Raw genomic sequence first — 14,412 nt, forward strand, 5'->3', positions numbered from 1 at the left:
TGTCCGCTTCGCTTTAACATAAGATTGCTAGGCTGATAGACGTCGAGAGAATAATTGAAGACGATAGCGTATTTCCGGCAGGTGTGTGGATCGGCGGTAGCGCTCCTCCGCTACCAAAAATCTTTAAATAATTCAGATGTTTATGTCTTTTTCGAAGGCGGTAAATCTGTGCGCGGATTGGCCGGGGTGTCATTCTGGGTGTCAGGTTGATATTGTTGGTCGGTCGTCAGGCGTTCATTTGATGGATGGAGGACGGAATCCAAGATTCATAAACTAGCGATCGATCGAAATGCCATCCACACAGGGGATTAAATTCCCGATATAGTCAAGGGGAATGGCCATATGGGGAAATATACTGAACATGCGGCTGCTGTTTATCTCAAAGCAGATGTTGCGGTTACCCAGCTTGAGGATGCCATTAGCCTTTTTATTTCGGGGAGGTATTTATCAGCTATTACACTCGCCGGCGCCGCCGACGCGATATTCTGTGGAGTGATAGAGGCCAATGGTGGTCAAGTGCCCGCGGACCGCACTTGGGCAGAAATTGAAGCTGTCAGGCAAAAGGGTATACTATTGGCTGACAACATCACTAGAAAAGAAGCATTTAAGACCTGGAACTTTACTCGTAACCGCCTGAAGCATCACGACGTGGGTCGCGATTGTAACTCGCTCGAGGTCTTCGAAATTGACGAAGCATATGAATGGATCGAACGCGCACGAAACAGTGGCAAGGAGCTAGGTCTGGAGCCGAAAAATTGCGATGAATTTGAAAGCTATGTAGTTCCTTGGTTTTTCCTCTCTGGCTGAACTATCTTGGCCATTGCCGACAGGTCCGCGCGCAAAGGACTTGGATGCCATTCTGGGTGTCGATTGCATCCGATGAATTTGGTTTCGTGTAGCGGGGTTCGCAATATGCTAGAGTTGCATAAATGCTACCGAAGCTTTCGCTCAAGCAGAGCTTTCCGCGTCTCCCAATCAGGCATAATTGTTGCCAACAAGTCTCGCCACTCAAATCCATGGTCCCCATGGAACGCGTGCGCGAGCTCGTGACAGATCACGTAGTCGAGCAAGTCAGGTGCGGCGCGGATAAGGTCAAGGTTGAGCACGATGCGCCCGGAAGCCGTATAGCTTCCCCAACGCTTTGACATCGCCCTGATGACTAAGTGTGGACGTTCAAGACCTTTGCGCTCGAAAGGTGGAAGCATGGCCGCCAGACGAGCAGGAAACACATCTCTCGCTTGAAGGCGATAGAAGCCTAGGAGCACGCGCCGGCAGTGAGAGCCGTCATTTGGGTTCCGAGCAAACAGGATCATTCGGTCGCCATCAAGCCGGACATGCGGGTCATTCGAGGGTTCTAGCGCTAGTCGATATTGCTTTCCCTGAAATAGGTGGCTTTCGCCGGAAACGTAACGACGAACCGGTGTAACCGAGGGGCGTCCCGCAATTTTGTCCAGCTCACGAAAAACCCATTCGCCTTTTCGCGACGCCCGCTTTGCTATCTCAGGCGCACCAGCGTCCTCTGGAGCGGTGACAACTACGTGCCCAGTTGGTATGACCTCGATTTTCAGATAGCGCCGTGTGGAGCGTCTGAGGATCGCCTGCGTCGAACGCTCGCCCCATCTGATTTCAATCTCGGGTGACATGGGTTCGCTCATTGCGCCATACGGACCCGCGCTGAAGCCAGTACATCGTCGACAACGGTGTCGAGTATCTTCGGATCGACCATCAGCCCACGCTTGTCTCGGAGCTCCTCGAAGAAGAAATCATCGATATCGTTACGAATGGCGTTCTCGATGTCCCGGTCATTCTGCCATCCGACCTTTCGACGTTTGGTGATGATCGTGCTGATCTCCAATGCTATATCGGCGGCAAGTTCGGGATCGTCCAGTCCGGCTGACACTAAATCGCGTCGTGCCAATCCCCAAAATACGGTCGCATGGCTGTCTTCGTGCAATCTTTCGGGAGGAGAGTCTCCGTCGTCTTCACGTTGTTGAACTTTGTCCCTGATGCCTCGAATTTTCGCGAGGTACGTCAGTTCCTCTATGCGGCCCTTGTGGAAGTCGTCGATAGTTTCGCGAATGAGCTTGGAAAACTTCTCGAAGAAAATAGGGTCTTCGTCCCATTTTTCCTCGATCGATCGGGTGAGCTGGTGAGCGATCGTGTCAGCGATCGACGCATCCGTTTCCTGTTTTTCCGCGCGCCGTTCGTCGATCGCGATGTCATCGAAGATGTTCAAGGGTTCGACGAGCTGGACGACTTCCCCCGCGTTCACATGTCGGTCAAGCAACTGGCGGATGCGCTTTTCATAGTCCTTCCAGTCGACCCGTTCCGCGTACCTTAGGCTGACAGATGCCCTTAGAGAGGTGAAGCGCTTCAGGTCATTCTGCCATCTTTGCAACTCGCTCGGCTTTGCGTTTTCGACAAAACTGGGAGAGGCAAGCGCTATCATAAACGTGCGCGAGAATGCGGAAAGGTGCCGATAGAATTCGGCGCGCACGTCTTCTTCCGCAAGAAGCCGGGCGTATGCTTCGGCGTCGAAGGTGTTGGAGACGGATTTGAAGATATCAAGAAGCGCTGCATGCGCACCCGGCAGCTTTTCGGCTTCTTCCCTGATCGCCACCACGCTCTGGGCGATTTCAGCGTCTTCGAAATTCTCCAATGCGTCGTAGCTCGCCAGAGCCTCGCCGAGGTCTTTGAGAATGCCGTTGTAATCTATGATAAAGCCGAACGGCTTCTCAGGTGCATCCTCGTCGTCGAACACGCGATTGACGCGGGCTATGGCCTGGAGGAGCCCATGTTCCTTCAATTTCCGAGCAAGATAGAGAACAGTGTTCCTTGGCGCATCGAAGCCTGTAAGCAGCTTGTCGACCACAATGATGATATCCGGATCGCCAGGGCCCTTGAACTGTTCAACAATCGACTTGTTGTAGGCTTCTTCGCCGCTATAGCGATCCATCATTTTGCGCCAGAAGCTGCGGACCAGATCATCGTCAGCCTCGTCGATCTCGTCGTCGCTTTCGCGCATTTCCGGTGGCGAAATGACAACCTCCGTTGTGACCAGACCGAATGTGTCCATCAGCTTCTTGAGCTGAATCGCAGCGCGCTTCGAGGGCGCCGCAAGCTGCCCCTTGAGTCCTGTCCCTTTGAAATTGGCCGCAAAGTGCTGACTGACGTCTAGCGCAATAGACTGTAATCGAGACTCAATACCTTCAATCTCACGCGTTCGGCTCATCTTGCGTTTGATGTCGGCTAACCTTCCGCCTCGCATCCCATCAGGAAGGATTTGATTTCGGTATCGGACAGCCATCGTTCGCGGGCGACTTCCTTGATGAGCGGTTTCAGACCGGCCACGGGCGATATTTCGACAACGCCTTGATCGATGCACCATGAATACAGTTTTTTGATTGCAGCCAGTCCACGGTTTGCCCGTGTGCCTCTTCCACCATTGTCCTCAATGTCAGATATCAGGCGTTCAAGCTCGCGAATGACATCGGCACGTTTGATAGCGTCGATCTTCAGCCCATGAAGCTTGTTTATGCGCAGCAATACGCTTTCGGTTCCCTTCCAGTCCTTGGTGTGCCGTTTGGCGTGCTTTTCGATGAACTGAGGGATGACGTCGCCAAGCGTCAAGGATTTCGGCGCTGGCTCATCCTCGCGCTTCTGAAACAATCCCAATTGAATATCGCGCAGGATCATTTGCGCCTTTTCACGCGCATCCTTCAGCGACAGGATTGGCCACGACCCAAGCTTGATGCGCCGGGACCGGCCATCGATGCGCGTTGCCAGATACCAGACCTTTGCACCTGTGGCTGAGACACGAAGCAACAGCCCGGTCAGCAATTCATCGCGGACCTCGTAGCGCTTGCCAGACGCAGGCGGCAAATGTTCAATCAGTTTGGGCGTCAGGTTTTTCTTCATGACGCGCAAAATAAGATTGCAACGTCCGATTGTCAGGGTATGGTTTGAGAGGGTTTTGTCGCTGTCTAGCTTGTTTACTTAGAACGCTCTCTTTTCAAAACCTCGCGAATCTATGACTTGACGCGTCCCGCCGCATACATGGTCGTCAGTACCGTTCTTCCCAAGATTGAACCCTGTTTTAGCCTCATTTGATAAGCGAAGTAGCAAAAAAGGCCAGAAATAAAAGTTACTGTAAGTACATGCTGGCGGACATGATCGTTTGAGGGGTGTGACACGGTTTGAATCAAGAAATAGACAACAGCGAGCGATATTATCATATTACCGATAGTTGCTATCCCAGTTAGTGATAAATACTTGTATATCGCTGTGTTGCTTTTGCTCTTCACCGAAATGAAAATGTAAATAGATCCGAGTATTGCTCCTGGCAAAGCAATTGGGATTACAAAAAACGATGGTATGAAGCTAAACAGAAAACCCAAGAGGGCCCCAAATGGTCCAATCAATTTGCTAAAGAAATACAGGTATTTTATCTCGTTAGTTTTTCTGAGGTAGTAGAAGAATTCCCTGTTGAGCCCGTATATGATGGACACCCAAATGTACTGTGTAAAAGCAGTTGGGATAAACATATATGTTGCGGTTTCTGGTGGAAACACGATCCCCGGATACACTCCCGAAAAATAGTCATTTATAGGCAGCAGCAAGTTGAATGCCTGTTCGGGAAACGCAATTCTCCAAAAATAGACGATTGCAAAAAACCATAATAGCAGGGTTTCCGGCAAGCCAATGTCAATACTGCCATTTTCGTCTCTACGAGCAAAATTCAGAAAGGGAGACACGTAATCTAAGGATGTGAATGCCGGTTTTTCGGAAGAGGATCGATCTACTATTTGCTCGATCGCGATTCTTTGCTCGGGTGGCAAAAATCTAGGTTCTCTAGCCATGAGGTGGTCCATAAGGAGGTCGTGTACCAACCTGAGCCTGTGATCCTCTATATCTCTTTCATCGAAGACTTTTTTGTCCCTGAGAAACTGAATGCATCTCTCACACTTGGATTCGGGTAGGTGACTTATATGTGTCAAGTCTTTGATGTTAAGGGCAGAGTTCTTGCGCTTGTTGAAGCTTGCAACGCAGAAAAGTATGTTCTCGAGATCTGCGGACTTTAGATGATCATGTTGTACGTAGCCGAATTCGTCTAGCAGCGAGCCGATATAGGCCTCGAGAAACATCTTCTCTCCCGAATACAGACGTCCGCCAATTGCTTTTATTTTCTTTATTCCTATGCTTTCAATTAAGTATCCGGCGAGTTGGAAAATAAATGCGTTTATTGTACCTTTTTCAGTAAGATTATCTAAAATCCAGGTTGTATCGGTGTCATTTACTTGAAGCTTATTAAGCTTTATCTTAATCCGCTCTGCGAGGCCTAGATCATCCTCTGCGTCAAAACCCTCTACAAAAAATATCTCGAAGCCGCGTTCACCTAACATCGAGATTAGGCCATCAATCCTGTCCGATCTTATGGTGAATATCGTCTTGCAGAATTCGCTTTCTTTCAGCTTTTCCAAAAGCTCGGTTGTTCTCTTCCGATCCTTTTTAGAGAGACTTTGAAACGAGGGGCTAAGCCGTTCTGATTGGTCGAAGATCAAAATTGTTGGTTCTTCGAACAGGAGACCAACCAGCCTATCGATTGCTGATTTGAGATTAGCCTCACCATTTGAAATAATTTCAGTAACTAAGCTCTGCGCTTGAACGTTATCGCTTTTTCCAACCTTGGCGAGAATTGCATCAATAACTTCTACAAAGCCAGCAGAGTTCGATTCTAATTCTATGATCTTTTTTTCTCTATTTCTGGCCTTGAAATTTTCTTTGAGCGTGGATTTTCCGGCGCCGCTTTCTCCTATTATAATAAGATGCGTTTTCTGTAGTGAGATAATCTTGTTTTCGAGATCATTTAGAAGACCAATTCGATTTAGTAAGAATTTCTCGCGCTCTTCATGCGTGATATTTGATAGAAAAGGATAAAAGTGACGGCATGAAATATGACTTAGAAGCTCTACTGGCGACACCTTTTTCCAAGCAAGGATGACAACCAACAGCGTAATTATGCAGGATCCAATTAATACCCATGGCCATTTCTGATCTTGGTAGGCGCTGTAGAAATCTGCTGCACCGAACAATCCGAGGATCGGCAGCAGCAGCTGGACATAGCGATGGTGATAACAGAAATCCCAGAAATTATTTGTGGTAGAATTTTCCCTGACATCTGCGTTGAATTCGTTAAATTTCACAGCTAAAACCCCGGCCAAGTGCTTTAGAGAGGCTACAACCTGCCATGGAAAAATCAACACAAAACAAGATAGCAATGATCCTCGGGGATGGAGGGATAAAGGCTGGTTTTATTGCCGGTGCGGCCGATGAGGTGCTGCGTGAATTTCCAAATTTTGCCAATGATCTGGATTACATGGTTGGAGCGTCAGCGAGCGCCGGTAACGTTGTCTACTATCTCGCCATGGGGGATCACCATCCTGGCAAAGAAATGTGGACGACGCTTCTTACTGATCCACGATTTATGAATTTCAAAGGCGTTGGTGACCTCTATCGAGACCAACCCCTCTATGATTTGGATTTCATGGTCGAGACAATATTTAAGAAAGAGACCCCAATCGATCAAAGCAAAGTGAAGCACCATAAAATTCAGTGCTTTTTGCCCGTTCAAGATTCGGAATCAGAACAGATTGTCTATTTCACTAATCGACCGGTATCAGATGATACACGCCGGGATTTGCGTGAGGTGGAGAAGCTCGATTTGTACGAAGTGATTAAGGCTGCCAGTGCTGCGCCACTAATCTTTGACTCGGTCGTGCCACTTGAAAGCAAAACATATTTGGATGCGGCGGCTCTAGATCCGCTACCTATTGATATACCTGAAATTCTTTCCTCAAAAAAGGTGATTATCCTCACGAAAGGGAAGGCAAACCTTCTAAAGAAGTTTAGGTATGTTTTGGTTTCTTTGCTGTTTTTAGTTTTCGTATTTCCATTCAAGAGACGTAAGCTAAGTGCATCAAAATATATTCAATACGCCCTAAAGCCTTTTAAATTGAATCGACTGATTGATATAGCAATCAACGAAGAGCAGGCTGGTCGTGCAGTTATTATTTGGCCTACAGAGAAAATCGGTGGCCTGCTAGACAATTCCTCTGAAACTCTTGCAAAGACCTACGATCATGGTCAAGCGGCAGCAAGAGCAAAATTTGATGACATCAAGAAGATGTTGCTGGAGGGGGTGTAGTCAAACAGTCGCAAAATGCTCGGTTGTGTGTGGTTACTCTAACTTGGGTGCCACAGGGGAGCTAAAATCGCTGCGCTTGAATGAACGCATTTGAAAATACTCGGGATAGATCGGAAAGCCCGACTTCAACCAATTCAATGATCTACCGAAACAAGCTGCTAACACCTGAACCACATCGCGCAGACACCTTGGCCAAATCATAATCCTTGTGTCGGGGGTTCAAATCCCTCCTCCGCTACCAAAAACATTTAAATATTTCAGATGCTTACGTCTTTTTCTGCGACGGGAAACCCATGCGTAGATGGGCCGGGTGCCATTCTGGGTGTCAGGTGTGAAACTGGCCTAACCGATGTTCCTCGTCTAGGTTTGGATCAGTAGCGTCTTCGGTTCGACCATTCTGGTTCCTCTTCTATCATTTTGTTGTCTTTGATTGTGAGAAGAACGAGTACCTCATCACTGTTGATGCGCTTCGCCTGTTCAAAAATCTCGTAGCGCTGCGCTTCATTCCGATCAAACCATGCATCAGCGCCTATAAGCTGCCGGACACTACCCCCTTCAGACTTACCAAATAATGTGTCAAATGCTGAGGATTGTGCGTCCAGTTCGTCACGTGGGAACCAACGCCTATGAAACATAGGTGCTTGAGTAAACCAACGTCGACCTGTCCGAGTGTGGCACACCAGCATACAGGGCCAAATGTCGGCCTCAACTAAGCGAATTGCTGTCGCGGGCAAGCTTGTGTGAAAGTCCCTGGCGAATTCTTCGATGACTTTGAAATTGAGTTGTTTTCGGTCTCGCGCTCTTGGCAAGACAAGGTAATGCGGAAGCAATAGGGACGCAGCATAACCATTTGCCACTCGCTCGGCCTGTATTTTTTGCTTAGGCTGATATTCTTCTATTCGGCATTGCAGTCTTTTGCCACGGTGGTAATGCCAATGCCCCAGTTCATGCGCGATTGAAAATCGCTTACGTTGAGGTGCCTTATTTTCATCAACTGAAATGATTGCTCTGTTTTTATAGCCGAGAATGTCGGCTTCACATCCGCATAGATTGCAATATCGCACCTCGGCACCCTGATCGTAGGCGATGGCTTCCAGATCAATTTCAGCGGGCTCGGTGACACCGAGCGACTTCAAAAGCCGCTCGGCAGGATTAATTACCTTCATGTGTCGCCGTCGCTTTCTGGATCGATTACACCCAGGCGAATTAGATCATTGTATTTTCGTAGAACCTCCTCATCGGTCAACTCATTTTCCGTTTCATTTCGTGCGGCCATAGATACCCCCTCTTGCGACAATGCATTACGCAGTCTTTGTCGTGCGACGGCGATATCTGTGTTTCGCTCGGTACGGTGGTGCTGTTCGGCGGAGCGAAGTCGAGCTTTTGCAGCCTTCATGCGCTCCTTGCCTGCGAGTATTGAAGCTTCGCTGAATTTTACTCTCATCTCATCAGCGACTATTTTGGGGTCTAGCCCAGCCTCCCTGACTTCGGCGATGATTTCTTCATCTGACATAGAGAAGAGGTCGTCGAAGAGTGCGTCGGCGAGCGACACCAACTTCCTTCTTTCGTCGTATCTCTTGTCTGTCATAGCGTGAACCCGTTCTGTCTTGCGTCATTCAATTTCCGCCTTATGTAACGCCGTTTAGTGTTGAAACTGGTTTGGTCTAGCCCCGTTGCCAACCGCAGTTCCGCTCCTTCAGAACCGGTCAACATGCCGATGACAATGAGCTGTGCTTCTTCGTCTCCATCGAATAGGTCCAGCAGTCTGTTTTCTGTGCCACGAACTGTTTCATTTGTGATCATCCTTTCCTCTGCGGTTGGACTCGGTTCCTTGAGCGTAAGCGCCACCGAGTTTTGTAATTCTTCGTCCTGCAGCGAAATCTCTTCGCGCTGGTTTTCGATCTTTTGAAGTTCATTGTGAGCTATGCTGCGCATCGCTTCCGCGATAAATTTTACTACTCTCACATTTCTTGGACAGCTTCTGGTCCCGGCCAAGGCCCGACAATACGCTTCTTGTAGAAGCTCTTCCGGTTCAACGGGATAGTGCGCGTAAAGCTGGGACACCTTTTTGAGGCGAAGCAAATCCGCGTCTGAAAACTCGTTGATTGCTTCCTCGAGTTCTTGAGGCGTCAAGGCGCCGGTCTTTTCTATGCTGTCCATTTGCTCAACACCTTTTCTCGAAGTCCTATGCTGAAAAAAAACCTTCGCACGGACAGACGGCATGTCCGAGCCGCGACATTTTTTCAGCATGGGAAGTTAAGGCCGAAGACTTGGCTGATCGCATACCTTGAGGAATACCATGATCTACTCAGTTAACTACGACTTGAACCGTCCCGGGCAAAATTACAGCGATCTTCATGATGCAATCAAGAGCTGTGGCGCCTGGTGGCACTATCTCGACTCTTATTGGTTGGTTGACACCAGCCTCACGGCCAAGGGCATTTGGGACAAGATTGCTCCATTTGCAGATGGCAACGACAATTTCTTCATTGTGGGAATTACCCGTGACTATAGCGGTTGGCTGCCTCAACCGGCTTGGGATTGGATCAATTCTCGCACTGATAAGATGGCTGCTTAGAAAGGAGCGCGGAATGACCGGTAAAAATCAATATGTCGTCAAGAATGGCGAAGGTTGGGGTGTACGCGGCGAGGGTAATGAACGTCTCACGAAGGCGTTTGATACTCAACGTGAAGCCATTGAATATGGCCGCGACATTGCTCGCAATCAGGGTGCGGAGTTCCGCATTCAAGGCCAAGACGCCAAGTTTCGCGAGGCTTGGAGCTATGGCAATGATCCTTATCCACCGAAAGGCTGACCTATGATCAAGATGAAATTCAATGGAAGAACCTTTACCAACGGGCGCTCGTTGGCCGACGCGATGGTTCGTGACATGAACCAAAAGATCGAACGCAATTTACGTCAGGCAGCGTCGTCGTCGGGCGTTCGCATTAAAAAGACTAGTCAGGGCTTTGAATTTGAAGGTAGCCCTGAAAATATTAGTCGCCTGCAAAAGCGATTGGAAAAATAAAGCTCTTAACTGAGTGCCTTCTCAAAAAAATAGCGCGGCTTGATTATCGCCGCGCCTTTTTCGTTCTTTCCTGAAATTCACTTCCCGACAAACAGCCCTCTCGCTTCCTTCTCGCCTGCACCCATTGCCAAAGGCTGCTGGATTTGCAGCGCCTGCAAGTACTATGACGCCCTCGCAAATCAGCGAGACAATTCCCATGATGGTCACTCCACCCAAAATTCCCTATCCCGGCGATGAGGCATTCGCGGCGTTCCTCGAAAAATACGATTGCCCCATGACTTTGCAGTCGGTCAAGTTTCGCATGTGGGGGCAGATCACGACAATCGCCTTGGGCGTTTCACCCATTCAGGAAATCAAATCCATGTGGGACGACGAATTTCCGGAATTCGAAGGCGAGGACGCACCGAACGATTTTTTGGGGATGATCATGTCGCTGTGGAATACGCTTGCGCAGATGAATATGGAAGGCAAGCGACTCAACCTCTCGCAGCGCACGGGGCTTGGCGATATTGAAGGGCTCAAGCAAATGGTGGAGCGCCGGCTGGATGAACTAGATGATGGGTTTCTCTGTGGCTTTGTGGCCGATATGCGTGGCTTTGACGCCGGTGATCTGGCGGTCGACAAAGCCTTGAGCAAGATCAGCGATATGATCGAGGAATTGGAATTCATCGAAGAAGAGCTTGAAGAAACGCCTGCACTCTATGACAAGATGCGCACGCGCTTTGTAAGGCTGGACGGAAAGGCCCAGCAAAGGCTTGATGCTGTCGTCAAAGCCGCAAATGTCGCTAGAGGGGTGAGCGCCAGGACTGCAGGCATCCATTGACGCTGGTCAGCTTTTGAAACGGCTACGCTCTTTCTGTATGACCGAGACGCTCATACGAAACGCCCCTTGATTGCATTCCAGGCAGCCTCTGTAAATTTCAAGAGCTGAAGGATGGCTTGCGTGTTCTGCTAAGCCCCCCTCACGGTCCCCGGTCCGGGTTTACCGATTGGCGCCATTGTTCGATGAAAGTGCGTTTCTTTTCCTGGTCGAGGGGGACGAGGAGGGCGGGGGTGAGGGCTATGGGGCGCAGGGAGTCTATGCCGCCGGTGAGTTGGTCTTTCAGGCCTTCTGCGCCGCGCAGGGATGAGGTGAAGTTCATCTTGTCTTCGAGGATCGACTGGCCTTCGCGAGAGAGGACAAAATCGATGAAGAGCTTGGCGGCGGCCTTGGCTTTGGCGGTCTTGGGGATGAAGGCGGTGCGGCTCATCACCAATGTGTAGTCCGACGGCATGATGATGCCGAGGCGGTTGTCCTTGCGCATGCGCTCCAGCGCATAGGAGCCAAGCACATTATAGCCGAAGAGGAGCCTTCCGTCGGCGACGCGATCGAGAATTTCGCCCGTGCAGCAGAAGAGTTTCACCCGGTTGCGGCCAAAACTTTCCAGGAGCCGGCCCCAGGTGCTGGCCTGTTCGGAATCTTCAAAGGCAAAGAAATAGCCGACGCCTGAGCGTTCGATATCGTAGGTTCCGACCTTGCCGTTATAGGTGTTCGAGCTGCGCAGCAGGTCGATGAGGTCGAAGCGGTTGCGGGGGACCTTGTCCGGCGGGATTGCAGCCTTGTTGTAGACAATCACGGCGGGCTCATAGGTCAGGCCGTTGATCTCGTTTCGCCATTGCGCCCAGTTTGGCAGGCCGCCTTGCGCGACCTCATCGATCGGCTCGGCACAGCCTTCGTTGACGAACCAGATCTGCCGGGGCAGGGAGGAGGAGATGACGAGATCGGCAAAGTCTTTCTCCTCCAGGCAGGCCTTTTCCAGCACAACGTCCAGTGTGTCGGATGTGCTTTCCTCATAGGAGATGGCGATATCCGGATAGCGGCTTTGGAAGGCGTCGATCATCGGGCGGAAAACCGGCAGGTCGGTGACCGACGCGATCCTGAGCGTTGCGCCCTTGCTTTCGCGCCTGGCGGGAAATTCGGTCGTGGCGGCATGAGACAGGGTGGGCGCGAGCAGCATTGCCGCGATTGCGATGTTACTTAGCGCAGATTTCATGCGTCAGCCCCCTCCTTTGCCAGCGGCAGACGAAAGCCAAGCCACAGCGCGCTATCCTCGGCGCGCCAGGTGAACAGTTCGCCCTGATGCGAATTCAGAACCTGGCGGACAATGGAGATGCCGAGGCCTGCGCTTTCGGGTTTGTCTTCGTTGCGAATGTAGCGGTCACCGGCTTTCTCGGTAATTTCGGCGCTCAGGCCCGGTCCGCGATCCGACACTTTCAGGAGCGCGAAGCCGTCCTTAATTTCCACCTTCAGCGTCACTGGCGGCTGACCGTGGGTGAAGGCATTGGCAAGCAGGTTCTTGATCGCTTCGCGCAGGCTGAAGGGGTCGCACATGACCGGCACATTGTCCTCGGGAAAGTCGAGTTCTATGCCGTCGCCCTGTTTGAGCGACGATGTGCGGTATTCGCGCTCGGCTTCGAGCGCAATGCGACGCAGGTCCGTTTTGGACAGCGGCACGGTGTCGGAGCGGTGGATCACCAGCGCCTGGCTGAGAAGCTGTTCCATCAAGCGGCTCACGCCCACCGCACGGCGGCGGATTTTAATGAGCGTGGCTTTCAGCCGCTGCGGATTGTCTTCTTCGAGCGCAAGCTCGGTTTGGGCGCGCATGGCGGTAATTGGCGTGCGCATCTGGTGGGCAGTGTCTGCCACGAAATCCTGCATGTCGCGCACCCGGCTGTCGAGCCTGCCCATGAAATGGTTGATTGCGGCAACCAGCGCCTCGATTTCACGCGGTGCCTTGCCGGTGAAGGGGCTGAGATCGGTAGGGTCGCGCGCCTTGATGGAGGTTTCGATACGGTCCAGCGGTTTCAGCGCAAAGCGGGTGGCCCAGAATGTGATGAGAATGATGACGAGTGTGGCAAGCGCCACTGCAGCCATCGCCTTTGCGGCAATATCGCGTGCAAGGCCGGCGCGCGCATCCATCGTGTGTGCCACGATAACTGCGGTCTGGCCGGAAATGGATTGTTCGGCCAGCCTGCGCCGCACCTCGACTGCGCGCACCGGAACACCGCGATAGGCGGTTTCATAGATGATCTTATTGCCGGTTGTCTCGGCTGTCGGCAGGGGGAGCGCGTCAAAACCGGTGAGCGTGTTGCCCCTGGGGCCAACCACCCGATAAAAGACCCGGTCATCAGGGGCAAGCGAAAGCAATTCAAAGGCCGAAAGCGGCAGATCGACAACCGTTCGCCCATCATCGACGGATATGCGTTCGGCAATCTGCAGCGCCGCGCCGGTCAAGAGGCGGTCGAATGCCTGATCAGCTGCTGCCCGTCCGTAGCTGTAGGCAGCATAAACGCCGGCACAGGCGGCCAGCGCCAGAAAGCCCGTGACCACGATCACGAGACGGAAGGCGACCGAGGACGAAATGAGACTGAGCCTGATCATTGTCTCTCCGCCAGCCGTGCCTGATAGCCAAGCCCACGCAATGTCCTGATCTCCAGGTCGCTGCCTTCGATCTTGCGGCGCAGTCGCCCGACATAAAGCTCAACGGCATTGGCATTGCTTTCGGCTTCAAGGCCGAAGAGTTTGGTCAAAAGTTCGCTCTTGTCCAGAACGCGCCCTTTATGGGTCAGAAAAATTTCAAGCAGTATCTGCTCGCGCCGGGTCAGTTCACGGGGTTCACCGTCCACTGTTACGCTGCGGTCAGCCATGTCGAAACGCAGGTTGCCGGCCTCCAGCACCGGCGTCGTGTTGCCGGCCTTGCGGCGCAGGATGGCGCGGGTGCGCGCTTCGAGTTCACCGAGATCAAAGGGTTTGACCATGTAGTCGTCTGCGCCGAGATCGAGCGCGCCGATCCTGTCGTCGACGGCGAGCCTGGCTGTCAGCACCAACACCGGCACACCACTGCGCCGGGTACGCAACCGCTTCAAAAGATCCAACCCGATCCCGTCCGGCAGGTTCACGTCGAGAATGATGAGATCATAGTCGTTGAAATCGCAAAGCTGTTCTGCGTCGGACAAATTGCCTGCAAGCTCAACCACATGGCCGGCCTTTGAAAACCGCTCGGCGATGGCTTCGGCGACATCGCCCGTATCTTCCACAAGCAAAAAACGCATCTGAGAAATGAATCCCCGCACTTTGACAGGTTAATGACAGGTTACGCTTCTAGCACAAGCAAGTCATGGCTGTGGAGGCAGCCCATC

16 protein-coding genes are annotated in these 14,412 nt (G+C 51.5%); 6 read left to right on the forward strand and 10 right to left on the reverse strand.

The genetic code is table 11. From position 1 onward, the window contains the following. Positions 1-342 precede the first annotated feature (342 nt). Positions 343-807, forward strand: a complete 465-nt coding sequence (locus NHF56_RS03210) for a hypothetical protein (RefSeq protein ID WP_252801514.1) — start codon at positions 343-345, stop codon at positions 805-807. Between the two features lie 125 nt (positions 808-932). Here the strand turns inward: NHF56_RS03210 and NHF56_RS03215 are convergent, their stop codons facing one another. The 4 genes from NHF56_RS03215 to NHF56_RS03230 all read right to left on the reverse strand — a co-directional run bounded on the left by NHF56_RS03215 (position 933) and on the right by NHF56_RS03230 (position 6,203). Continuing rightward, positions 933-1,643, reverse strand: coding sequence for a M48 family metallopeptidase (locus NHF56_RS03215; protein WP_252801516.1), 711 nt, complete (start codon positions 1,641-1,643; stop codon positions 933-935). Between the two features lie 8 nt (positions 1,644-1,651). After that, positions 1,652-3,307, reverse strand: coding sequence for a type I restriction enzyme endonuclease domain-containing protein (locus NHF56_RS03220; protein WP_252801518.1), 1,656 nt, complete (start codon positions 3,305-3,307; stop codon positions 1,652-1,654). Further along, entirely contained in the window at positions 3,250-3,918 is a 669-nt protein-coding gene (locus NHF56_RS03225; RefSeq protein WP_252801520.1) for an Arm DNA-binding domain-containing protein, read from the reverse strand. The genes NHF56_RS03220 and NHF56_RS03225 overlap by 58 nt, the downstream gene beginning before the upstream one ends. Positions 3,919-4,028: 110 nt before the next feature. Next, a complete protein-coding gene (locus tag NHF56_RS03230; RefSeq protein ID WP_252801522.1) occupies positions 4,029-6,203 on the reverse strand; it encodes an AAA family ATPase in 2,175 nt (724 codons plus the stop codon). Positions 6,204-6,247: 44 nt separating this feature from the next. Between NHF56_RS03230 and NHF56_RS03235 the strand changes: the two genes are divergently transcribed. Then, a complete protein-coding gene (locus NHF56_RS03235) occupies positions 6,248-7,204 on the forward strand; it encodes a patatin-like phospholipase family protein (RefSeq protein ID WP_252801524.1) in 957 nt (318 codons plus the stop codon). 371 nt (positions 7,205-7,575) lie between these two features. On the opposite strand, the gene NHF56_RS03240 is transcribed toward NHF56_RS03235, so the two are convergent. Genes NHF56_RS03240 through NHF56_RS03250 form a run of 3 tightly spaced genes read right to left on the reverse strand, consistent with a single transcriptional unit; the run spans position 7,576 to position 9,364 of the window. Then, positions 7,576-8,370, reverse strand: coding sequence for an ImmA/IrrE family metallo-endopeptidase (locus tag NHF56_RS03240; protein WP_252801526.1), 795 nt, complete (start codon positions 8,368-8,370; stop codon positions 7,576-7,578). Next, entirely contained in the window at positions 8,367-8,792 is a 426-nt protein-coding gene (locus tag NHF56_RS03245) for a hypothetical protein (RefSeq protein ID WP_252801527.1), read from the reverse strand. Before NHF56_RS03245 ends, NHF56_RS03240 begins: the two co-directional genes overlap by 4 nt. Continuing rightward, positions 8,789-9,364 (reverse strand): hypothetical protein, encoded by a 576-nt coding sequence (locus NHF56_RS03250; protein WP_252801529.1) that lies wholly within the window; start codon positions 9,362-9,364, stop codon positions 8,789-8,791. Before NHF56_RS03250 ends, NHF56_RS03245 begins: the two co-directional genes overlap by 4 nt. 139 nt (positions 9,365-9,503) lie before the next feature. Here NHF56_RS03250 and NHF56_RS03255 point away from each other — a divergent pair, with 139 nt between their 5' ends. The 4 genes from NHF56_RS03255 to NHF56_RS03270 all read left to right on the forward strand — a co-directional run bounded on the left by NHF56_RS03255 (position 9,504) and on the right by NHF56_RS03270 (position 11,056). Further along, on the forward strand, positions 9,504-9,782 hold the full coding sequence (locus NHF56_RS03255; RefSeq protein ID WP_252801530.1) for a hypothetical protein: 279 nt from the start codon (positions 9,504-9,506) through the stop codon (positions 9,780-9,782). 13 nt (positions 9,783-9,795) lie between these two features. Then, complete coding sequence (locus NHF56_RS03260; RefSeq protein ID WP_252801531.1) at positions 9,796-10,020, forward strand: DUF2188 domain-containing protein; 225 nt, start codon at positions 9,796-9,798, stop codon at positions 10,018-10,020. 3 nt (positions 10,021-10,023) lie between these two features. Next, positions 10,024-10,233: a hypothetical protein gene (locus NHF56_RS03265; protein ID WP_252801532.1), complete on the forward strand. Its 210-nt coding sequence runs from the start codon at positions 10,024-10,026 to the stop codon at positions 10,231-10,233. A 196-nt stretch (positions 10,234-10,429) separates the two neighbouring features. After that, the gene (locus NHF56_RS03270; protein WP_252801533.1) at positions 10,430-11,056 is read left to right on the forward strand and encodes a hypothetical protein; all 627 of its coding nucleotides are present in this window, start codon (positions 10,430-10,432) and stop codon (positions 11,054-11,056) included. A gap of 139 nt (positions 11,057-11,195) precedes the next feature. Here the strand turns inward: NHF56_RS03270 and NHF56_RS03275 are convergent, their stop codons facing one another. From NHF56_RS03275 to NHF56_RS03285, 3 genes are read right to left on the reverse strand one after another with little or no spacing between them, the layout of a single operon-like run. Next, on the reverse strand, positions 11,196-12,266 hold the full coding sequence (locus NHF56_RS03275; protein WP_252801535.1) for an ABC transporter substrate-binding protein: 1,071 nt from the start codon (positions 12,264-12,266) through the stop codon (positions 11,196-11,198). Beyond that, positions 12,263-13,654, reverse strand: coding sequence for a sensor histidine kinase (locus NHF56_RS03280; RefSeq protein ID WP_252801536.1), 1,392 nt, complete (start codon positions 13,652-13,654; stop codon positions 12,263-12,265). Before NHF56_RS03280 ends, NHF56_RS03275 begins: the two co-directional genes overlap by 4 nt. Continuing rightward, positions 13,651-14,325 carry a response regulator transcription factor gene (locus tag NHF56_RS03285; RefSeq protein ID WP_252801538.1) on the reverse strand — a complete coding sequence of 225 codons (675 nt, stop codon included), beginning with the start codon at positions 14,323-14,325 and terminating at the stop codon, positions 13,651-13,653. Before NHF56_RS03285 ends, NHF56_RS03280 begins: the two co-directional genes overlap by 4 nt. Positions 14,326-14,412 lie beyond the last annotated feature (87 nt).

The sequence above is a fragment of the Rhizobium sp. L1K21 genome, from assembly GCF_024055895.1.
In the GTDB taxonomy this organism is placed as follows: Bacteria; Pseudomonadota; Alphaproteobacteria; order Rhizobiales; family Rhizobiaceae; genus Ensifer_A.